This is a genomic window from Bradyrhizobium sp. LTSP885, assembly GCF_000938305.1.
Taxonomy (GTDB): domain Bacteria; phylum Pseudomonadota; class Alphaproteobacteria; order Rhizobiales; family Xanthobacteraceae; genus Bradyrhizobium.
Genome location: NZ_JYMT01000027.1, coordinates 37,480 through 57,692 on the forward strand (window position 1 = coordinate 37,480; position 20,213 = coordinate 57,692).

Annotated in this window: 18 protein-coding genes and 1 tRNA gene; 11 read left to right on the forward strand and 8 right to left on the reverse strand. The window is 64.3% G+C overall.

Translation table 11 applies throughout. The features are described from left to right. Positions 1-48: 48 nt before the first annotated feature. From fdhF to UP09_RS17865, 4 genes are all read right to left on the reverse strand, one after another. Positions 49-2,808, reverse strand: a complete 2,760-nt coding sequence (gene fdhF / locus UP09_RS17850) for a formate dehydrogenase subunit alpha (RefSeq protein ID WP_044539660.1) — start codon at positions 2,806-2,808, stop codon at positions 49-51. A 200-nt stretch (positions 2,809-3,008) separates the two neighbouring features. Further along, the gene (locus UP09_RS17855; protein WP_044539563.1) at positions 3,009-4,709 is read right to left on the reverse strand and encodes an NADH-ubiquinone oxidoreductase-F iron-sulfur binding region domain-containing protein; all 1,701 of its coding nucleotides are present in this window, start codon (positions 4,707-4,709) and stop codon (positions 3,009-3,011) included. 204 nt (positions 4,710-4,913) lie between these two features. Beyond that, the gene (locus tag UP09_RS17860; protein ID WP_044539564.1) at positions 4,914-5,162 is read right to left on the reverse strand and encodes a sulfurtransferase TusA family protein; all 249 of its coding nucleotides are present in this window, start codon (positions 5,160-5,162) and stop codon (positions 4,914-4,916) included. A 57-nt stretch (positions 5,163-5,219) separates the two neighbouring features. Beyond that, positions 5,220-6,476: a molybdopterin molybdotransferase MoeA gene (locus UP09_RS17865; RefSeq protein WP_044539565.1), complete on the reverse strand. Its 1,257-nt coding sequence runs from the start codon at positions 6,474-6,476 to the stop codon at positions 5,220-5,222. 86 nt (positions 6,477-6,562) lie between these two features. On the opposite strand from UP09_RS17865, the gene UP09_RS17870 reads away from it, so the two are divergent. Together UP09_RS17870 and mobA are read left to right on the forward strand one after the other, a co-directional pair. Continuing rightward, positions 6,563-7,453 (forward strand): formate dehydrogenase accessory sulfurtransferase FdhD, encoded by an 891-nt coding sequence (locus UP09_RS17870; RefSeq protein WP_044539566.1) that lies wholly within the window; start codon positions 6,563-6,565, stop codon positions 7,451-7,453. Beyond that, positions 7,443-8,096, forward strand: coding sequence for a molybdenum cofactor guanylyltransferase MobA (gene mobA, locus UP09_RS17875; protein WP_502689062.1), 654 nt, complete (start codon positions 7,443-7,445; stop codon positions 8,094-8,096). The genes UP09_RS17870 and mobA overlap by 11 nt, the downstream gene beginning before the upstream one ends. Positions 8,097-8,196: 100 nt before the next feature. Here the strand turns inward: mobA and UP09_RS17880 are convergent. Continuing rightward, a tRNA-Ser gene (locus UP09_RS17880) sits at positions 8,197-8,286 on the reverse strand. Between the two features lie 211 nt (positions 8,287-8,497). On the opposite strand from UP09_RS17880, the gene UP09_RS17885 reads away from it, so the two are divergent. Next, a complete protein-coding gene (locus UP09_RS17885; RefSeq protein WP_044539567.1) occupies positions 8,498-9,361 on the forward strand; it encodes an alpha/beta fold hydrolase in 864 nt (287 codons plus the stop codon). 210 nt (positions 9,362-9,571) lie between these two features. Here the strand turns inward: UP09_RS17885 and UP09_RS17890 are convergent, their stop codons facing one another. Both UP09_RS17890 and UP09_RS17895 read right to left on the reverse strand, forming a co-directional pair. Continuing rightward, positions 9,572-10,747, reverse strand: a complete 1,176-nt coding sequence (locus UP09_RS17890; protein WP_044539568.1) for an ROK family protein — start codon at positions 10,745-10,747, stop codon at positions 9,572-9,574. 115 nt (positions 10,748-10,862) lie between these two features. Beyond that, on the reverse strand, positions 10,863-11,666 hold the full coding sequence (locus UP09_RS17895; protein WP_044539569.1) for an SDR family NAD(P)-dependent oxidoreductase: 804 nt from the start codon (positions 11,664-11,666) through the stop codon (positions 10,863-10,865). 124 nt (positions 11,667-11,790) lie between these two features. Between UP09_RS17895 and UP09_RS17900 the strand changes: the two genes are divergently transcribed. The 4 genes from UP09_RS17900 (at position 11,791) to UP09_RS17915 (ending at position 14,516) form a co-directional block, all read left to right on the forward strand. After that, positions 11,791-12,729: a GlxA family transcriptional regulator gene (locus UP09_RS17900; RefSeq protein ID WP_044539570.1), complete on the forward strand. Its 939-nt coding sequence runs from the start codon at positions 11,791-11,793 to the stop codon at positions 12,727-12,729. Between the two features lie 255 nt (positions 12,730-12,984). After that, positions 12,985-13,368, forward strand: a complete 384-nt coding sequence (rplU, locus tag UP09_RS17905; RefSeq protein ID WP_044539571.1) for a 50S ribosomal protein L21 — start codon at positions 12,985-12,987, stop codon at positions 13,366-13,368. A 112-nt stretch (positions 13,369-13,480) separates the two neighbouring features. Further along, positions 13,481-13,750, forward strand: coding sequence for a 50S ribosomal protein L27 (rpmA, locus tag UP09_RS17910; protein WP_044539572.1), 270 nt, complete (start codon positions 13,481-13,483; stop codon positions 13,748-13,750). A 169-nt stretch (positions 13,751-13,919) separates the two neighbouring features. Beyond that, complete coding sequence (locus tag UP09_RS17915; protein ID WP_044539573.1) at positions 13,920-14,516, forward strand: GNAT family N-acetyltransferase; 597 nt, start codon at positions 13,920-13,922, stop codon at positions 14,514-14,516. A 170-nt stretch (positions 14,517-14,686) separates the two neighbouring features. On the opposite strand, the gene UP09_RS17920 is transcribed toward UP09_RS17915, so the two are convergent. After that, on the reverse strand, positions 14,687-15,601 hold the full coding sequence (locus UP09_RS17920; RefSeq protein ID WP_044539574.1) for a DMT family transporter: 915 nt from the start codon (positions 15,599-15,601) through the stop codon (positions 14,687-14,689). Positions 15,602-15,791: 190 nt separating this feature from the next. Between UP09_RS17920 and UP09_RS17925 the strand changes: the two genes are divergently transcribed. The 4 genes from UP09_RS17925 (at position 15,792) to UP09_RS17940 (ending at position 20,209) form a co-directional block, all read left to right on the forward strand. Next, positions 15,792-16,271: a MaoC family dehydratase gene (locus tag UP09_RS17925; RefSeq protein ID WP_044539575.1), complete on the forward strand. Its 480-nt coding sequence runs from the start codon at positions 15,792-15,794 to the stop codon at positions 16,269-16,271. A gap of 216 nt (positions 16,272-16,487) precedes the next feature. After that, positions 16,488-17,531 carry a GTPase ObgE gene (obgE, locus tag UP09_RS17930; protein ID WP_044539576.1) on the forward strand — a complete coding sequence of 348 codons (1,044 nt, stop codon included), beginning with the start codon at positions 16,488-16,490 and terminating at the stop codon, positions 17,529-17,531. Between the two features lie 107 nt (positions 17,532-17,638). After that, positions 17,639-18,781, forward strand: coding sequence for a glutamate 5-kinase (gene proB, locus UP09_RS17935; protein WP_044539577.1), 1,143 nt, complete (start codon positions 17,639-17,641; stop codon positions 18,779-18,781). 135 nt (positions 18,782-18,916) lie between these two features. Next, positions 18,917-20,209, forward strand: coding sequence for a glutamate-5-semialdehyde dehydrogenase (locus UP09_RS17940; RefSeq protein ID WP_044539578.1), 1,293 nt, complete (start codon positions 18,917-18,919; stop codon positions 20,207-20,209). The last annotated feature ends 4 nt before the right edge of the window (positions 20,210-20,213 follow it).

The window sequence follows — 20,213 nt, forward strand, 5'->3', positions numbered from 1 at the left end:
TCTGGACCGTCCCTCGGCGCGGGTGCGACGAGACCGCTGCTGCGGTCTTCATTCCGCTGCGCTTCTCATCTCGGCGCGTTCGGCCCGCACCGCGCAGAACTTGAATTCGGGAATCTTGCCGAACGGATCGAGCGCTGGATTGGTGAGCAAATTGGCGGCGGCCTCGGCGTAGCAGAACGGCATGAACACCATGTTCTCAGGCACGTCGCGGTCGGCGCGCACCTTGACCTCGACCGCGCCGCGGCGTGTCTCCAGCCGGATGAAATCGCCCGGCGCGAGCTGCTTCCTCCGCATGTCCTTGGGCGACATGAAGGCGACCGCCTCCGGCTCGATCTGGTCGAGCACCGCGGCGCGGCGCGTCATCGAGCCGGTGTGCCAGTGCTCGAGCACGCGCCCGGTCGACAGCACCATCGGATATTCATCGTCGGGCAATTCGTCCGGCGGAATCACCTTGGCCGGCACGATCTTGCCGCGGCCGCTCTCGGTCGGAAAACCCGTCGTGAAGATGATCTCGTTGCCGGGCTTGTCGGGATCGTCGACCGGATAGGTCACCGCGCCCTCGCGCACCAGCCGCTCCCAGGTGATGTTCTTCAGCGACGGCATCAGTAGCGCCATCTCGGTGAAGACCTCGCCCGGACCCGCATAGTTCCAGGGCAAGCCCATGCGCTTGCCGATCTCCTGGATGATCCAGAGATCCTGCCGTGCGTCGCCCGGCGGCTTGATCACCTCGCGCGCCAATTGCACACGGCGATCGGTGTTGGTGAAGGAGCCGGATTTCTCCGCGAAAGCCGACGCCGGCAGGATGACGTCGGCGTGGAATGCGGTCTCGGTGACGAAGAGATCCTGCACCACCAGATGGTCCAGCTTCGCGAGCGCCTCGCGCGCGTGCTGCAAATCGGGATCCGACATCGCCGGATTCTCGCCCTCGACATACATGCCGTGAATCTGGCCGGCATGGATCGCATTCATGATCTCGACCACGGTCAGCCCGCGCACCGGATCGAGCTCCTGGCCCCAGAGCTTCTCGAAGGCGCCGCGCAGGTCGTCGCGGCCGACCGGCTGGTAGTCCGGCAGGAACATCGGAATCAGTCCGGCGTCGGACGCGCCCTGCACGTTGTTCTGGCCGCGCAGCGGATGCAACCCGGTGCCGGGGCGGCCGACCTGGCCGGTGATCAGCGCGAGCGCGATCAGGCAGCGCGCATTGTCGGTGCCATGGACATGCTGGCTGATGCCCATGCCCCAGAAGATGATCGAGGATTTTGCGCGCGCGTAAGTGCGGGCCACCTCGCGCAGCGTCTCGGCCGCAATACCGCAGATCGGCGCCATCTTCTCCGGCGTGAACTCCACGATCTTCGCCTTGAGATCCTCATAGCCTTCGGTGTAGCCCGCGATGTACTGCTCGTCGGCAAGCCCCTCCGTGATGATGGTGTTGATCATCGCGTTCAGCATCGCGACGTCGGAGCCCGGCTTGAACTGGAGATGCGTGGTGGCGTGGCGCGACAACGTCTGCCGGCGCGGATCCATCACGAACAGCTTGGCGCCGCGCTTGGCGGCGTTCTTGATGAAGGTCGCGGCGACCGGATGGTTGATGGTCGGGTTGGCGCCGATCACCCAGATCACCTCGGCATCGGCGGCGGCGGCAAACGGCGCCGACACCGCGCCCGAACTCAGGCCTTCGAACAGCGCCGCCACCGACGAGGCGTGGCAGAGCCGCGTGCAATGGTCGACATTGTTGGAGCCGAAGCCGGTGCGCACCAGCTTCTGGAACAGATAGGCCTCTTCGTTCGATCCCTTGGCCGAGCCGAATCCGGCGAGCGCCTTGCCGCCCTTCTCGTCGCGGATCTTGTTCAGGCCGTTGGCGGCGATGTCGAGCGCCTCTTCCCATGACGCCTCACGGAAATGCGTAAAGGGATTCGCGGGATCGACCTGATCGTTGGCGTTCTTCGGAACGTTCGGCAGCCGGACCAGCGGCTTGGTCAAACGGTTGGGGTGATGGATGTAGTCGAAGCCGAAGCGACCCTTGACGCAGAGCCGGTTGTGGTTGGCGGGGCCGTCGCGGCCCGCGGCGTAAATCACCTTCTCGTCCTTGACCTCGTAAGTGACCTGGCAGCCGACGCCGCAATACGGGCAGAGCGAATCCACCTTGCGGTCGGGATAAATGACGCGGGTCTGCTTGTCGTCGAGCATCACTGCCGGCATCAGCGCGCCGGTCGGACAGGCCTGCACGCATTCACCGCAGGCCACGCAAGTGGACTCGCCCATCGGGTCGTCGAAGTCGAACACGATCTTGGAGCCGTGATTGCGATAGGCCATGCCGATGACGTCGTTGACCTGCACCTCGCGGCAGGCGCGCACGCACAGCCCGCACTGGATGCAGGCATCGAGATTGACGCTCATCGCCGGGTGGCTGGCATCGCCGTGCCAGCGCTCGGCGGCCGGGAAGCGGCTCTCGGTGACGCCGGTCTTCTCCGCCCAGTGCCAGAATTTCGACTCCGGATCGTGCGAGGTCGCGCGCGCCGGCTGATCGGCGACCAGAAGCTCCATCACCATCTTCTGCGCGGCGACGGCACGGGCACTCGCCGATTTCACCTTCATGCCGACGCTTGGCGTCCGCTTGCACGATGCCGCCAGCACCCGCTCGCCTTCGATCTCGACCATGCAGGCGCGGCAATTGCCGTCGGGCCGGTAATCCGGCTCAGGCGAATAGCAGAGGTGCGGAATCTCGGTGCCTTGCCGCTTGGCCACTTGCCAGATGGTCTCGTCCGCCTTCGCCTCGACCTGCTGTCCGTCGAGCTCGAACTTGATCATCTGAGGTCCGCTGCCCTCGCCACCGATCATCCCGATCGGTTCGGAATGGGTGACCGTTACCCGGCCATCCGGCACGTTCTTGCCTCCCGCCGCACCTTTGGCGTCATGACCGTATCCTTGCGGCGTCGGAGAGGTTTTGTCGGTGCTCATGGTGAAACCTCGAGGGATTGCCGGAAACGTTCTAGACAGCAATGAAGCTGTCAGACCGCGAACTCCTCCGGAAAGTATTTGATCACAGTTGTCAGCGGATTGGAGGCTGCCTGGCCAAGCCCGCAGATCGAGGCATCGCGCATCGCCTGGCTCAATTCGTCGAGCAGTTCGCGGTTCCAGACCGGCCGTTGCATCAGCAGCGCCGCCTTCTGGGTGCCGACCCGGCAGGGCGTGCACTGGCCACAGCTTTCATCCTCGAAGAACCGCATCAGGTTCAGCGCGGCCCCTTTCACGCTGTCATGCTCGGACAGGATGATGACCGCGGCGGAGCCGATGAAGCAGCCGTATTTCTCCAGCGTGCCGAAATCGAGCGGAATATCGTCCATCGCGGCCGGCAGGATGCCGCCGGACGCGCCGCCCGGCAGATAGGCGTGGAACGTATGTCCATCAGCCATGCCGCCGCAGAACTCGTCGATCAGCTCACGCACGGTGATACCCGCGGGCGCGAGCTTCATGCCGGGAGTCCTGACGCGGCCCGATACCGAGTAGCTGCGCAGGCCGTGACGGTCGTGGCGGCCATGGCTCTTCCACCAGTCGGCACCCTTCTCGACGATGTCGCGCACCCACCACAAGGTCTCGATGTTGTTGATCAAGGTCGGCTGACCGAACAGACCGACCTGGAACGGGAACGGAGGCTTGTGACGGGGCAATCCGCGCTTGCCTTCCAGGCTCTCCAACAGCGAGGATTCCTCGCCGCAGATATAGGCCCCGGCGCCGCGGCGCATGTGCAGCGCAGGTCCGCCGGGCGGCAGTTTTGCGATCTCGCGCTCCAGGATTTGGCGGGAGGCCGGATATTCGTCACGCAGATAGATGTAGATGTCGGTCGCTTCGACCACATGCGCGCCGATCAGCGTGCCCTCGAGAAAGCGGTGCGGGTCGGTTTCGAGATAGTAGCGGTCCTTGAACGTGCCGGGTTCGCCCTCGTCGCCATTGACCGCCATCAGCCGCGGACCGGTCTCGCCCAGCACCGAACGCCACTTGCGCCCGGTCGGAAAACCGGCGCCGCCGAGCCCGCGCAACGAGGCGTCGTCGAGCGCCTTCAGCAAATCCTCCTTCGGCAATTCGCCGGAGCGCAGGCGCTTCAGCAGCGTGTAGCCGCCGCCGGCGACATAGGCGTCGAAGTCGACGTAGCCGGGGAGATGCGGGTGAGTGTCGCCGCCTTTCGCCGCCGCGAGCACATTGTCGACCGTGGCGTGATCGACGAAATGATGGCCGACCTCGGCTGCCGGTGCTGTATCGCAACGGCCGACGCAGGGCGCACGCACCACGCGGATGCCGGGGCCGGCGACGCTCTGCAATTCATGCAGCAGCTTTTCCGCGCCGAGCATCGCGCAGGTCAGGGAATCGCAGACGCGGATGGTCAGCGGCGCGATATCAGGCTCGCCTTCCTTCACGACATCGAAATGCGCGTAGAAGGTCGCGGTCTCGAACACTTCGGCGAAAGACAGCTTCATCTCGTCGGCCAGCGCCGCGAGATGGCTTGCGGAAATCTGATGATATCTGTCCTGGATCAAGTGCAGATACTCGATCAGGAGGTCGTGGCGCCGCGGCCGGTCGCCGAGCAGAAGCTCGACCTCATGCGCCGCCGTCGGATCGATCTGGCGGCCCTTGGGGGTCGATTTGGCCCGCCGCCGTCCTTCGCCCGGATGTTCGAACGAGCGGACCTTTTGCACGTCATGACTCATCGACATCTCGCTCCCGGCACACTCCACGGAAGTCTAGTCCTTGGCATACCAAATGCCAAGGACTAACAAGCCGCTCGTTTCCGCGGTGATCCTGACGCGGACCGGAAGAATCGAGCGCCAATCCCATTGGGACACACGCCTGGGGCAAAGTCGATTCTTCGAACGTCGCGGTCGCCGGTGGTCCTCCCAGCGGTCCGCGAACCGTTGCGGTCAGGTCGGCTGCGGCGACGTATCACCCGCTTTTTCGATCAGAAAAACGATTCCGTGCTCGCCGCGTTCCGCAATCTCGACCCGATCGCCGGTCTCGCGGATCAGGTTCGGGATATCGATCACCGACAGCGGATCGGTACAGCGCACTTCCAGAAAGTCTCCCGCCTGGACAGCCCTGAGCGCCTTCCGCGTCTTCAGCGCAGGCAACGGGCATTTGAGGCCGGTCAGATCGAGTTTCGTCGTGGTCATGTCGCGAACATGGCGAAGCGGTCCGGCACCGTCAACATCGGGGAACCGAGGGGTCTGTCAGATCAAACTGGCGTAAGCGAGAAAGCCGACCGTCTGGCCGGGCTCGACGCGCTCGATGGCTTCGCCCAGTTCCACCAAGCCATCGGTGTCCACCAGCGACGAGAGCAATCCCGCGCCCTCGCGCGGAAACTTGACCGCCTCGAGCTCACCATTCTGGCCCTTGCGCAGATTGACCCTGATATATTCGCGGCGGCCGAGCTTCTTCTTGTAGGAGAACGCCGCGCGCAGCGGCATCGGAACCAGAGGCTGTAGCGCGGCGCCCGCCAGCGCCAGCACCGTCGGTCGCACCACATGGACGAAGGTGACGAAACTTGCGACCGGATTTCCGGGCAATCCGATGAACGGTGTGCCGCCGATGATCCCCATCGCGACGGGACGTCCGGGTTTGATCGCCATCCGCCACAGCACCAGCGCTCCGACACTTTCGACGCTGGCCTTGACGTGGTCCTCTTCGCCGGTCGAGACCCCGCCGGTGGTCAGGATCAGATCGTGCGCGCCGGCGACCTTCTTCAAGCCGTCGGCGAGCGCTACGCGGTCGTCGCTGACGATACCGAGATCGCTGACGTCGCAACCCAGCCGCTTCAACATCGCCATCAGCATGAAGCGGTTGGAATCGAACAATTGCGCCGCTGCACGCGGGCTTCCCGGCGATACCAGTTCGTTGCCGGTCGAAAACACCGCGACGCGGATTCGCCGGCGTACATCGAGCTGGGTCAGGCCGAACGCCGCCGCCAGCGCGACGTCCTGCGGCCGCAGGCGTTGCCCGGCTGCGAGGGCCGGCGTACCGATCGGAATGTCTTCGCCGGCGGGACGCACATTGGCGCCCGGCCGAAGCCCCGCCGGGAGAATAACCCCGCCTGAGCCATCGAGGCGGACGTCCTCCTGCATGAACACCGTGTCAGCGCCGTCCGGAAGCGGCGCGCCGGTGAACACCCGCATTGCGTGGCCCGGTTCGATGATTCCTGCCGCCGACGCGCCGGCCTGAATCCGGCCCGTCACCGGAAACGCCCTTTCCTCTCCGCGCGGAACGTCGTCGCCGCGGATCGCGTAGCCATCGACCGCGGAATTGGTGAAGGGCGGCAGCGGCAGCGGCGCAGAAATGCCGCTTGCGAGAATGCGCCCATCGGCTTGACCTAAGGAAACAGTCTCGGTGTCCTGCACCGCCTTCACCCGCGCAGCGATGATCGACACGGCTTCGTCGACCGACATCATCGGCCCGCCAAACGCGAAGCAATCGTCGGACAGTTGCGCCATCTCGGTTCTCCGGGCCGATCAAGCCCGCTTCACATCCAAAGCTGCTTTATATCCACCGGCACGGAATGTCATGATATCAAACAGACATGATCGAGACCGATAAAGCCGAGGTTCCCCTGATCGTGCCGGATCCGACCGATCGGCGGCTGACCGAGCGCGTGACCGGCACCGACCAGACCGGCGCCGCGGTCGAGATCAGCGTTCCCGTCGAGCGGCCGCTGACGCTCTATCTGAACGCGCAGGAAATCGTCACCATGATGACGATCGGCGACTACCCGGAATATCTCGCGCTGGGCTATCTGCTCAACCAGAACATGCTGAAATACGACGATGTCGTCACCGAAGTGGAATACGACGACGACCTGCAGGTGGTGGTGGTGCGCACCGAGCGTCACACCAATTTCGAAGCCAAACTGAAGAAGCGCACGCAGACCTCGGGCTGCGCGCAGGGCACGGCGTTCGGCGACCTGCTCGAGGCCGTGGAAAGCGTGGCCTTGCCGAAGGCGGAATTGCGCACGTCCTGGCTCTATCAGATGACGCACACGATCAACACGATGCCTTCGCTCTACCTCGAGGCCGGCGCGATCCACGGCTGCGTGCTGTGCAAGGAGGGCACGCCGGTCTGCTACACAGAAGACGTCGGCCGCCACAACGCCGTCGACAAGATCGCGGGCTGGATCTATCGCCACCGCGTCGATCCCGCCGACAAGATCCTCTACACCACGGGACGCCTCACCTCCGAGATGATCATCAAGACAGTCCGAATGGGTATTCCGATTTTGGTGTCGCGCTCGGGCTTCACGGCCTGGGGCGTCGAACTGGCGCGGCAGGTCGGATTGACGCTGGTCGGACGTGCGCGCGGCAAGCGTTTCATCGCATTGTCGGGCGAGGAGCGGATCATCCACGATCAGAACCTCGCCTTCGTCGAGGACGAATCCGCGCGCCACAAACGCAAGGGCGAAGATCGTGACGATTGAGATTCCACCGACGCCGGGCGTGCTGCTCGCCGGCGGCCTGGCGCGGCGGATGGGTGGCGGCGACAAGCCGATGCGCCTGATCGCCGGACGCACCATCCTCGAACGCGTGATCACGCGGCTGGAGCCGCAATGCGACGGGCTGGTTCTGAACGCCAATGGCGATCCGTCCCGCTTCGCCGCCTTCGGCCTTCCCGTCATCGCCGACACGGTGAAGGATTTTCCGGGACCGCTTGCCGGCGTTCTTGCCGCACTCGACTGGACGGCGGCCAATCGGCCGGGCGTCGAATTCATCCTCAGTGCCGCGGCGGACTGCCCGTTCCTGCCGCGCGATCTGGTCGCGCGGCTGCATCGTGCCCGCCTGGAGCAGGATGCGCAGCTTGCGGTCGCTGCGTCCGCGGGGCAGTCGCACCCGGTGATCGGATTGTGGAACGTCGCATTGCGTGACGAGCTGCGCCACGCACTGGTCGCGGAAGATGTGCGCAAGATCGACCGCTGGACCGCACGCTACCGGCTCGCGACCGTGACGTGGCCGACGGACCAGCTCGACCCGTTCTTCAACGCCAACACCATGGACGACATCGCCGAAGCCGACCGGTTGGCGGAACTGGACGGGAGCATGGCGCAACAACCGCCGCGGAGCTAACCGCCGACGCGTTTGCGCAATAGGACCTATTACATCGGAAACAGTCTGCCTACGCTTCTCCGAAGCTTCGGGAGACGCCCTTCGCCCGGCTCTGAAAGAGTGGCGGAGAGGGAGGGATTCGAACCCCCGATAGGCTTGCACCTATGCCGCATTTCGAGTGCGGTGCATTCGACCACTCTGCCACCTCTCCAGTGGTCCGGGTGATTTGCGTCACCCGCGGTCGGGGCGTGTTCTAGGCGAGGATGGCGGGCCAGACAAGGCGCTGCAATAATATTTCCGTCACGGTCACATGGGCCGAAATGGACTTCGTAGCGTTTGAATAACGTGCGCTGAAACAACGCACTAGCGCCCAGGCTCGATTCGGCCGGGCGTTATTGAGCCAAATGGAAGGGAGCGGAGATATGGAGCATCTGACGATTCGGGCCAATGGCGCGGCGTTCCATGTCGCGCGGATCGGCAGCGGCAGACCGCTGCTGCTACTGCACGGCTGGCCGGAATTCTGGCTGACCTGGGAGCCGGTGATGACTCGCCTGGCCAGCCGCTTCACGCTGATCGCACCCGACCTGCACGGTTTCGGCGACAGCGACAAGCCCGCAGGCCCTTACGGTCCGGACCAGCATGCCGATGACATGCTGGCGCTGCTTGACGCGCTCGGCATCGGACAGGCCGGCGTTGTCGGCCACGACGTCGGCGGCGCGGTGATGCAGCCCCTCGCCCGCAAGGCGCCGGGGCGGCTGGCCGGCCTGTTGTTGTTCGATTTCGTCTATCCCGGCATCGGTCCGCGCATGGCCGCGCCCGACAGGCTGAATCACATCTGGTACCAGTCGTTCCAGCAGATGGAGATGGCGCCGGCGCTGGTCGGGGCGACGCGCGAGACGTGCCGGACCTATATCGGGCATTTCCTGCGCAACTGGTCGCATCGCAAGGCGGCCTTCGACGACGTGATCGAGGCCTTCACCGACAACTTCATGACACACGGCAACCTTGCCGGCGGCTTTGCGCATTACCGCGCGTCACATGCTGGACGCGTGAGGATGATGCAGGGCGAGGCGTCAATGCTGCCGCCGATTGCGGTGCCGACCTGCATCCGCTGGGCCGAGCACGATCCGCTGTTTCCCTATGCCTGGACCGACCGGTTAGGGGAGACCTTCATCGATCTCGATCTGAAGATATTTCCCGATGTCGGGCATTTTCCGCATCGTGAGGATCCCGACCGGGCGGCCGCCGAGATCGCAGGGTTTTTCGAGCGGATCAATTGGAGGTAGAATGAAGGTGGGACCGCCAGACGCGACAAAAAACTGGCGGTCCCGTGCCGCTGCTTAAAATTTACTGACCGAGAAGTGCGGCTTCGGCGGCCAGCGGGAGCGACGGACTGACGCTAGCAACCCCGGCCAAATCGGCAACGCGAACCCGTTCTTAACCTAACCGCTCAACCTTACCGCGCTGCGGTCAAGCGGCGATGGTTAACGCGAGTCTCACGCCTTCGCGTTTTCCTTGGCGTTCTCCTTGGCTTTTTCCTTGGCCTTCTTGGTCTTTTTCTCGCTCTTTTCGCTCTCGTCGTCGCCCTTGGCCTTCTTCTCGTCCTTGCCGTTGTCTTTCTTGCGGTTGGTGAAGCGGGCATTGCCGAGCCCGGTTCCGATCGTCAGCACGCCCCAATGCGCGACGTCCTGCATGAAGGGGACTTCGGCGAGCCCCTGGGCGACGCCGTCATTGTGCATCACGATTGCGGTGTCGTGGCCGCCGATCTCGGGGATCGCCTCGACCAGACTCGCCGGCAGGTTGAATTTGCTGCTCTCCCAGTTGCCCGGCAGGTTCTGCGCGCCCTTCGCGATCGACCCGTCCGCGTTGATGACGCCGGGACAGGAGATGCCGATGAACGGTGCGAGCTTCAGGCCCTCGGCTTCGGCGGCGCCGATGAGATCCTTCAGCATCTTCACCAGGCGCTTCACCGCGCCCTCGCGCGTCGGCTCGTCGTCGGCATGGCGCCACAGCTCCGACTTCCAGACTTCCGCCTTCGACAGATCAGGCGCCTTCTTCCAGCGTGTCTCGACCACACCGCAGCGGATATTGGTGCCGCCGATATCGACCGCCAGGATGCTGTCATGGGCCTCGAAGATCCATGACGGCGCCAGATGCAGCGTGCCGATCAGGCCGGCGTCATCGGGATGAAAGCGGATCGGCACCATGTCGATCTCGATATCCTCCGATGTGAGGATGATCTCGGTGCGCGCGATGGCGAGTTCGCCGAGTCGGCTTTCGCGAAAACCGCCGCCGACCACGATGCGCTCGGTGCCGGCCCAGGCCTTGGTCTTGAGGAAGCGCCGCGTCACATAAGCGAGCTCCTGCGCGAACTCCTCGATCGCGCTGTGCACGACGGCGGACGCTTCGGTGTCGTCGCCGACCAGCATCTCATCCAGCTTCTTCTTGCTGATCTCGTCCGACGGTTCGTCGCCGAATGGATCCTCGCCCGACTTCCGCAGCGGCTTGCGCCAGCGGTCGAAAATCTTGCGGAATGCGCCCTTGGAGGCGCGGTCGCCGATGAATCCCTCGTCGTCCTTCAGCTCGATGTTGAAACTGTCGATATCGACGGATGGCAGCCGCGCGCCGCCATGCTGGGCAATGCCCGTGGTTGATAATGTGTCGTCAGCCATTTCGCCCTTGCGCCCTAGCGCCCTTGCCCGCCTGAGGTTCCCTCCATTAACGGCCGGGAACCCAATTGGTTGCGTCCCGCGCTTTGACCCGCGCGGGACGCAATTTTTGGCGATGTCAGGCTGCCGCAACCCCGTAGCGCGCCGCGGGCTTGCTGCGCGACAGGTTCGGCATCAGCTTCTGGCGGGCGCCCTCATAGGCCTGCCAGTCCGCAGCATCGGGAAGCGACGGCACCGTGATGACTTCACCCTGATCGAGGCCGGCGAGCGCGGCATCCACCATGTCCTCGGCCTTCATGACGATCTCGCCGGGCAGATGCTCGACCGGCGTGCCGGCGATGCCCCAGAATTCGGTCGCCGTCGCACCCGGCAGCACCGCCTGGACGCGGATATTCTTGTCCTTCAGCTCGTGCTGCAACGACTGCGTCAGCGCGACCACGAAAGCCTTGCTGCCGCCGTAGACACCGTTGAGGATTTCGGGCGCGACACCGACGATCGAGGCGATGTTGATCAGGGTGCCGCCGCCGCGCGCGACAAATCCCGGGACCGCCGCATAGGTCAGGCGCATCAGCGCGTTGACGTTGAGCGCGATCATGTCGCTCATCTTGTCGACGTCGGATACGAGCAGCGGCGCAGTCGCGCCGACGCCGGCATTGTTCACCAGCACGGTAATGCCGGCATTATCGCGCAGGATGGCTTCGATCCGGGACAAATCGTCCCGCTTGCTGAGATCGGCGGCAACGATCTCGATCGATCGACCTGTCTCCCCGGACAGACGCCTGGCAAGCCCATCGAGGCGCTCGCGGTTACGTGCGACGAGGATCAGATCGTAGCCACGCCGTGCGAGCCGGTCCGCATAGATGGCACCGATTCCGGACGACGCGCCGGTGACGAGCGCCGTTCCCTTGGCTGACTTGGTCATGTTGGTCTCCTGTTTGACCTGGACGGCCGGTTTTGGCCGTTGGTCAGGTTGTAGAGGCCCTTTCCCGCGTCTCAAATGTCATATATACACCTTTTTAGGACGTCGACGTGCGCGCGAGGGTTCCATGCAGAAGATCGGCTTCGTCATTTTTCCGGACTTCCAGGTAATGGGCTTCGCCGCCATCACCGCCTTCGAGATCGCCAATCTGGTGGCGGGGGTGTCCTTCTACGAAGTGACGCTGCTGTCGGAGAACGGCGGTCCGGTGCGCTCGTCCGCGGGCTTCAATGTCGAGACTGAAGCCTTTGGTGAGCGTAGCTTCGATACGCTGTTCGTCGGGGCAGGCACGGAGCTGCGCCCAGCATCGCCGAAGCTGACCGACTATATTCACCGCGCCATGACATCGTCGCAGCGTATTGCCGCGCCTTGCGTCGGCGCCTTCTCGCTGGCCGAAGCCGGCGTGCTCGACGGCCGACGCGTCTCTACGCATTGGGAGTTTGCCGCCGAGCTGCAGGCACGATTTCCCAGGCTCAAGGTCGAGCAGGACCGCATCTACATCGTCGACGGACCGATCTGGACCTCGGCTGGCATGACCGCGACGATCGACCTGGCGCTGGCGATGGTTGAACACGATCTCGGCGTCGAGGTCGCCCGTTCGGTGGCGCGCAAGCTCGTCGTCTATCATCGCCGCGCCGGCGGACAGTCGCAGTTCTCCGCGCTGCTCGAGCTGGAGCCGAAATCCGACCGGATCCAGAACGCACTCAACTATGCCAAGGCGCACCTGCGCAACGAATTGTCCGTGGAGGAGCTGGCCGAGGTCGCGCGGCTCAGCCCGCGCCAGTTCAGCCGCGCCTTTCGCGCCGAGACCGGGCAGTCGCCGGCGAAGGCGATCGAGCATCTCCGTGTCGAGGCGGCGCGCGAGTTGATCGGCGATGGCCGGCATGCGATGGACGAGATCGCGAACGAGACCGGCTTTGCCGACCGCGAGCGGATGCGGCGGGCGTTCCTGCGTGTCCTGGGCCAGCCACCGCAAACCATCCGCCGCCACGCCAGGGCGGCCGCCTAACGGCGAATCGGGCCAAAACCGCGCCAAATCCTTCATTTTTGGCCGGTTTTTGCCCCGCTTATTCTTGACTCCCCGCTGTTTGCGGCTATAAGTCCACCGCATCCGGCGCGAGGATTTCTCGCGCCGATTGTTTTTGCGCGAGCAATCCAGGGAATTCGTTCCCCTCGCACGAAAACCGAAACCCATAGCGACTGAACAAAAAGCCGACCCGGGCTACTCGTCCGAGGCTGGTATCGAACACGAAGGAATCAAACGATGTTCGCAGTCATCAAAACCGGCGGCCGGCAGTTCCGCGTCGTTCCGAATGATGTACTCGAGATAGGCAAGATCGCCGGCGAAGTCGGTACGATCATCCAGCTTGGCGAAGTTCTGGTGCTCGGCGGTGACACGCCCGTGCTGGGAACGCCCACCGTGGCAGGCGCGACCGTTGCAGCCGAAGTGCTGCAGCACAAGCGTGGCCCCAAGGTGATCGCGTTCAAGAAGCGTCGCCGCAAGAATTCACGCCGCAAGCGCGGCTATCGCGACGAGCTCACGGTGCTTCGCATCACCGAGATTCTCGCCGATAATGCCAAGCCGACCATCGGCCCGCGGCCGAAGCGGGAAAAGCCGGTGGCAGCGCCCGCCGAGGAAGCCGCATAGGCCTCTCGCGCGCGAAAAGGTTGATCGTCACGCGGCAAATCCGCGTGACCAGAATTGAAATGATTCCGTCAAGGAATTGATCTAGAGATTCTAGCGAAGTCGGAGACGAGCCATGGCTCACAAAAAAGCAGGCGGTTCATCGCGTAACGGACGTGATTCCAAGGGCAAGCGCCTTGGCGTCAAGGCGTTCGGTGGCGAGCGCGTGATCCCCGGTAACATCATCGCGCGTCAGCGCGGCACCACCTGGCATCCCGGCCTTAATGTCGGCATGGGCACCGACCATACTCTCTTCGCGAAGATCGAGGGTCATGTCGAGTTCCGCGCCAAAGCCAACGGCCGCACATTCGTATCGGTCGTCCCGATGGCGGAAGCGGCCGAATAGACGGTGGACAAACACGAGTCCGCCGGGTCCTGTTGAACCGGCGGAGTCGAAATGGGCTCCAAGGGAGGCGGGACAACCGGCCTCCCTTTTTTGTTGCGCGGGTTCCAGTTCGACCGCGCGCAACATTCCAAGCGTTGCGTACCGTTGTTTCGCATCACAGGAGCCCGACATGTTGCAGGACATCCCGACCCCGACCTTGCGCGAGGCGAGAGCGTGCGTCCTCGAGACCGAACGGCTGACATTGCGCAAGCCGACGCTCGCGGACGTAAAAGCAATTGCCCGTCTCGCCAATGATCGCCGCATCGCGGAGAACACCCGTCGGCTGCCGCATCCCTACAGCCAGGACGACGCCATCGATTTCGTGCGTGCGCTCGCCGAGGGCGGACGCGAGACGGTTTTCCTGATCGAGAACAATCATACGCCGATCGGAATGGTCGGCGTCGACTGGCGCGAGGCGACCACGGCGGAACTCGGCTATTGGCTCGGCGTCGACCATTGGGGCCAGGGTTTCGGCACCGAGGCCGCACGCGCGGTGATCGATTACTTTTTCGAGGAATTCGATCTCGACCAGCTGATATCAGGCGCCCGCGTCGCGAATCCGTCGTCGCGCAACATCCTTGAGAAATGCGGCTTCCAGTGGAGCGGCGTCGAGCTGCACCGCTTCGAGGCGCTGGGCTCGTCGAGCCCGGTGGACTGCTTCCGCCTGTCGCGCGGCGTCTGGGCCTCGCTAAAGACCTGGAGCCATTCGACGCGGCGGCAGGGTTGATCTTCACCCTCCCTGGAGGGGGAGGGTCGGATCGCATTGAGCAACGCGAAATGCGATCCGGGGTGGGGTGATCTCTCCGCACGGATACTTCTGGACGTGGAAAGACCTCCACCCCACCCCGCCGCTCATTGCATTCGCGTCGACCCTCCCCCTCCAGGGGAGGGTGATAGTCACGCCGGCGGATTCACCGCCGGCTGCTGCCGCCCGAGCTGCTGCTCGCGCAGGAAGATATAGAGTCCTGCGCCGATAATGATCGCGGCACCGACGATCGTGGCCCAGGACGGCACGTCGCCGAACACCACAAAGCCGAAGATCACCGCCCAGACGATCATCGAATATTGATAGGGCACCACCACGCTCGCCGGCGCGAGCTTCAGCGAGCGGTTCACGCAGAGCAGGGCTGCGACCGAGATGATGCCGGCGGCGAAGAACAGCCCGAGGCTGCCGGCGGATGGCGTCACCCAGCCGAACGGCGACAGCGCCGCGCCCAGGATGAACGTGCCGCCGAATTGCGACGACGCCAGCACGATGTCGGGTGTCGATCGCAGCGATCGCGTGATCAGCATCAACACCGCAAACGACAGGCTCCCGCCAAGTGCGATCATCGCCGGCCAACTGATCGTCTGCGAGGATGGCCTGAGCGCGATCAACACGCCGCAAAAGCCGACCAGGATCGCCGTCCAGCGCCGCCAGCCCACATGCTCACCGAGCACGAGGCCCGACATTGCGGTGACGAAGATCGGTCCGGCCAGATAATAGGTGATGACGTCGGCGAGCGGCAGATAGACGGTTGCGAGGAAGAACGCTGCGACCTCGAGCGTCGACAGTATCACCCGCAGCAATTGCAGCCAGGGGCGCTCGAGATGCAGGAAATCGGCGCGCTGCTTCCACACCATCGGCAGCAGCACGATCAGTGCCGCGAAGGCGCGCAGCCACAGCAACTGCCCGACCGAATAGGTCGCGACCATGAACTTGCCCATCGCGTCGCCGAACGAGAACATGAAGATCGACAGCAGCATCAATCCGATGCCGGCGAGCCGCGCGGATCGATCGTCGTAGGAGGACAGTTTTGCGAACAGGCTCATCTTGCTTCTGTTGCCGCCGCGTGAGTCGGGCTGGCTTTGTTGACGGTTTTAGCGACGTGGTTGCGCAGGACAACCCCAAGGGAGCCAAAAAGGAGGGCGCCAAAAGACAGCAAATCGAACCAATTGTCGCAGTGCGGCACCTGCGCTACCGGTAGATCAGCCCTTCAAAGAACAGCGCAGGAAACGCCGCATGACCGAGTTCGATCCTACCCAGCACCGCATGGTACCTGCGCAGCGGTGGTTCGAGGATTTTGTGCTTGGCGAGCGCTTCGTGATCCCGAGCCGGACGCAGACTTCGGCCGTGTTCGCCGCCTTCCAGACCGCGAGCGGCGACACCCATCCGATCCATTACGACGTCGAGTATTGCCGCACGCGCGGCATGCCGGACCTGCTCGCGCATGGCTTCCAGACGCTGGTGCACACGGCGCCCGGCGCGGGGCTGTTTCCCTATGTCGTGGAGGAGTCGCTGATCGGCTTTCTCGAACAGTCGAGCAAGTTCCTGAAACCCGTCTACGCCGGCGACACCATCTACCCCGCACTCGAGGTGATCGAGCTCGCACCTGGCCGCAGCACCGGCGTGGTGACGCTGCGCTCGACCGTGCACAACCAGCGCCGCGAACTGGTGCTGGAGGGGATGCAGAAGTTCCTGGTCCTACGCCGGCCGGAATAAATGCTCAGCAATCGGGCCGAGGCCGCAAAAAGGCCCGAAAATTAAGGCTTTTCGCCAAAGTGAGGGCGCTTCCGGGTTGCCGCAGCGGCCGCCCTGCCCTAACTAGGGAAATGCCGGTTCTGACAACGCCAAGGCCGGGCTCCAAATTCTCGTTTTGACGCGTTTTCTTCGCGCGAACCGGCGTCCATTTCGCTCGAAAACGCTAGTGTTGAGATCATGAAATTCCTCGATGAAGCCAAGGTCTATATTCGCTCCGGCGACGGCGGCAATGGCTGCGTCGCGTTCCGGCGCGAGAAGTTCATCGAGTTCGGCGGCCCGTCCGGCGGCAATGGCGGCCGCGGCGGCGACGTCATCATCGAGGCCGTCGACGGCCTCAATACGCTGATCGACTATCGCTACCAGCAGCACTTCAAGGCGCCAAAGGGCACCAATGGCATGGGCAAGGACCGCCATGGCGCTAACGGCAAGCCGATCGTGCTGAAGGTGCCCGTCGGCACCCAGGTGTTCGACGAGGACCGCGAGACGCTGCTGCACGACTTCACCACGCTCGGTGAGAAATTCGTGCTGGCCGAAGGCGGCAATGGCGGCTTTGGCAATGCGCATTTCAAATCCTCCACCAACCGCACGCCGCGCAATGCCAATCCCGGCCAGACCGGCGAAGAACGCTGGATCTGGCTGCACCTGAAGCTGATCGCCGATGCGGGTCTGGTTGGCCTGCCCAACGCCGGCAAGTCGACCTTCCTGTCGGTCGTAAGCGCGGCAAAACCGAAGATCGCCGACTATCCCTTCACCACCCTGCATCCGCAGCTTGGCGTGGTGAATGTCGGCGGCCGTGAGTTCGTGCTGGCCGATATTCCCGGCCTGATCGAAGGCGCCCATGAAGGCGTCGGCCTCGGTGACCGCTTCCTCGGCCATGTCGAACGCTGCCGCGTGCTGCTGCATCTGATCGATGCGACCTGCGAGCATGCCGGCAAGGCGTACAAGACCGTGCGCACCGAGATCGAGGCGTATGAGGGTGAGCTCGCCGACAAGATCGAAATCGTCGCGCTGAACAAGATCGACGCAGTTACGCCGGACGAGTTGAAGAAGCAGAAGGACCGGCTCAAGCGGGCGGCGAAGAAGACGCCGCTGCTGATCTCCGGCGTCACCGGCGAAGGCGTGCCGGAGGCCTTGCGCGCGCTGGTCGAGGTGATCGGCGAGGCGCCGGTATCAAACAAGGCCAAGGGCCAGACGGAGCCGTGGGCGACGCCGGGACCGTAGGGGTGAACGCCTCGCCCTCGCCACTTCCAAAGTCCTGACGTGGCGCGTATTGCTTCCCAAGCTTCAAAGATCTTGCTTCAAAGACCTTGTTTTCCAGACCCAAGCCCATGCAACGCCCTGCGCTCAAGAACTTTCGCCGCATCGTCGTCAAGGTCGGCTCGTCTCTGCTGGTCGACTCGCAGGCGGGCGAGGTGCGCGCGTCCTGGCTCGCGGCACTGGTCGACGATATCGCGAAACTGCACAAGGAAGGCCGCGAGGTCATGGTGGTGTCGTCGGGCTCGATTGCGCTCGGCCGCAGCCGCCTGAAGCTGCCGCGCGGACCGCTGAAGCTCGAGGAGAGCCAGGGCGCCGCCGCCGTCGGTCAGATCGCGCTGGCGCGGATCTGGTCGGAAGTGCTCGGCCATCACGGCATCGGCGCCGGCCAAATTCTCGTCACGCTGCAGGACACCGAGGAGCGCCGCCGCTATCTCAACGCACGCTCGACGATCGCAAAGCTGCTCGAATGGCGCGCGGTGCCTGTGATCAACGAGAACGACACGGTCGCCACCAACGAAATCCGTTACGGCGACAACGACCGCCTCGCCGCCCGCGTCGCCACCATGGCGAGCGCGGACCTCCTGATCCTGCTGTCCGACATCGACGGCCTCTACACCGCGCCACCCGCGGCCAATCCCGAAGCAAGGCTGATCCCGATCGTCGAGAGCGTCACCTCGGAGATCGAGGCGATGGCGGGCGCCGCTGAATCCGAATTGTCGCGCGGCGGCATGTACACCAAGATCGAAGCCGCGAAGATCGCGACCACCGCCGGCACCCATATGCTGATCGCCTCCGGCAAGATCGAGCATCCATTGCAGGCGATCGCCGACGGCGGCCGCTGCACCTGGTTCCTCACCCCCGCCAATCCGGTGACGGCGCGAAAACGCTGGATCGCGGGCTCGCTGGAGCCCAAGGGCACGCTGACCATCGATGCCGGCGCGGTGAACGCGCTGCGCGCGGGCAAAAGCCTGCTTCCGGCCGGTGTTGTCAGGGTCGACGGCCAATTCGCGCGCGGCGACGCAGTGGTGGTGCGCGGCCCCGATACCCATGAAATCGGCCGCGGCCTCGTCGCCTACGACGCCGAGAACGCCGAGAAGATCAAGGGCCGCTCCTCGCCGGACGTGATGGCCATTCTCGGGACCAGCGGCCGGTCCGAAATGATCCATCGCGACGACCTGGTGGTGGGCCCGGCGGGCACCTTCCCGGCCAAGTAGGCGCAAAGTAGGCCCAAATAGCCTATTGGGCCGATCGGCCGGCGGCCCGCCGCCATCTGCCATACCGGTTCCGCGCCTCGCCAACCCCTCAATTGTCATGCTAGAACATGGCCTTAATCTAAAGCTGGGACGTCCATGACCGCGCCTCTGAAGGCGATCGACGGCAACGCCGATCTCTCCGCCCTGATGTCCGACCTCGCCGTCAAGGCGCGCACTGCCGCGCGCGTGCTGGCGCTGGCGTCGCCGGAGCAGAAGAACCGGGCCCTCGCGGCCATTGAACGTGCGATCCGCAGCAACGCGCGAGCCATCCTCGCTGCCAATGCCGAGGATGTCGCGGAGGCGCGCGCAGCCGGCATGACCTCTGCGTTCGTCGACCGCCTGACGCTGACGCAGGCACGCGTCGACGGGATGGCCGACGGCGTTGCAACCGTGCGCGAGATTCCTGATCCGGTCGGCGCCGTCACCGAGAGCTGGCAGCGGCCGAACGGCATGACGATCGAGCGCGTGCGCGTACCGCTCGGCGTGATCGGGGTGATCTTCGAAAGCCGTCCCAATGTCGCGGCCGATGCCGGCGTGCTGTGCCTGAAGTCGGGCAATGCCGTGATCCTGCGCGGCGGCTCCGACAGCTTCCGCTCCTGCCGCGCGATCCATGACTGCCTGGTGCAGGGCCTGCGCGAGGCCGGCCTCCCCGAGGCCGCGATCACCCTGGTGCCGACGCGCGACCGCACAGCGGTCGGCCTGATGCTCACGGGATTGAACGGCGGCATCGACGTGATCGTGCCGCGTGGCGGCAAGAGCCTGGTTGCGCGCGTCGAGACGGAAGCGCGGGTACCCGTGTTCGCGCATCTTGAGGGCGTCAACCACGTCTATGTCGATCGTTCGGCCAATCTCGACATGGCGAAGAAGATCGTGCTCAACGCCAAGATGCGGCGCCCGGGTGTCTGCGGCGCTGCGGAGACCCTGCTGGTGGATCGCACGGCTGTTGCGACGAGCCTGAAGCCGCTGATCGAGATGTTGATCAATGCCGGCTGTGAGGTGCGCGGCGACGACACGGTGCAAGGCGCTGATGCCAGGGTGAAGCCCGCGTCGGACGAGGATTGGGACACCGAATATGAGGACGCGATCATCTCGGCGAAGATCGTGGATGGCCTCGATGAAGCGATCGCGCATATTCAAAGTCACGGTTCGCATCACACCGATGCGATCGTGACGGAAGATGCCGCGGCCGCGCAGCGATTTCTCGGCGAGGTCGACTCCGCGATCGTGCTGCATAACGCTTCGACGCAGTTTGCCGACGGCGGTGAGTTCGGCTTCGGCGCCGAGATCGGGATTGCGACCGGCAAATTCCACGCCCGCGGCCCGGTCGGCGCCGAGCAACTGACGAGCTTCAAATATCGCGTCCACGGCACCGGACAGACGCGGCCGTGATTAT

Excerpts from the sequence above, each read along its gene's own strand:
- UP09_RS17920 (WP_044539574.1), bottom strand. The coding sequence starts at position 15,601 with ATGAGCCTGTTCGCAAAACTGTCCTCCTACGACGATCGATCCGCGCGG.
- fdhF (WP_044539660.1), bottom strand. The coding sequence starts at position 2,808 with ATGATCAAGTTCGAGCTCGACGGACAGCAGGTCGAGGCGAAGGCGGAC.
- UP09_RS17915 (WP_044539573.1), top strand. The coding sequence starts at position 13,920 with ATGTTGCAGGACATCCCGACCCCGACCTTGCGCGAGGCGAGAGCGTGC.
- UP09_RS17855 (WP_044539563.1), bottom strand. The coding sequence starts at position 4,709 with ATGTCGATGAGTCATGACGTGCAAAAGGTCCGCTCGTTCGAACATCCG.
- UP09_RS17860 (WP_044539564.1), bottom strand. The coding sequence starts at position 5,162 with ATGACCACGACGAAACTCGATCTGACCGGCCTCAAATGCCCGTTGCCT.
- UP09_RS17890 (WP_044539568.1), bottom strand. The coding sequence starts at position 10,747 with ATGGCTGACGACACATTATCAACCACGGGCATTGCCCAGCATGGCGGC.
- UP09_RS17870 (WP_044539566.1), top strand. The coding sequence starts at position 6,563 with ATGATCGAGACCGATAAAGCCGAGGTTCCCCTGATCGTGCCGGATCCG.
- obgE (WP_044539576.1), top strand. The coding sequence starts at position 16,488 with ATGAAATTCCTCGATGAAGCCAAGGTCTATATTCGCTCCGGCGACGGC.
- UP09_RS17895 (WP_044539569.1), bottom strand. The coding sequence starts at position 11,666 with ATGACCAAGTCAGCCAAGGGAACGGCGCTCGTCACCGGCGCGTCGTCC.
- UP09_RS17885 (WP_044539567.1), top strand. The coding sequence starts at position 8,498 with ATGGAGCATCTGACGATTCGGGCCAATGGCGCGGCGTTCCATGTCGCG.
- UP09_RS17940 (WP_044539578.1), top strand. The coding sequence starts at position 18,917 with ATGACCGCGCCTCTGAAGGCGATCGACGGCAACGCCGATCTCTCCGCC.
- UP09_RS17925 (WP_044539575.1), top strand. The coding sequence starts at position 15,792 with ATGACCGAGTTCGATCCTACCCAGCACCGCATGGTACCTGCGCAGCGG.
- UP09_RS17865 (WP_044539565.1), bottom strand. The coding sequence starts at position 6,476 with ATGGCGCAACTGTCCGACGATTGCTTCGCGTTTGGCGGGCCGATGATG.
- rplU (WP_044539571.1), top strand. The coding sequence starts at position 12,985 with ATGTTCGCAGTCATCAAAACCGGCGGCCGGCAGTTCCGCGTCGTTCCG.
- proB (WP_044539577.1), top strand. The coding sequence starts at position 17,639 with ATGCAACGCCCTGCGCTCAAGAACTTTCGCCGCATCGTCGTCAAGGTC.
- UP09_RS17900 (WP_044539570.1), top strand. The coding sequence starts at position 11,791 with ATGCAGAAGATCGGCTTCGTCATTTTTCCGGACTTCCAGGTAATGGGC.
- rpmA (WP_044539572.1), top strand. The coding sequence starts at position 13,481 with ATGGCTCACAAAAAAGCAGGCGGTTCATCGCGTAACGGACGTGATTCC.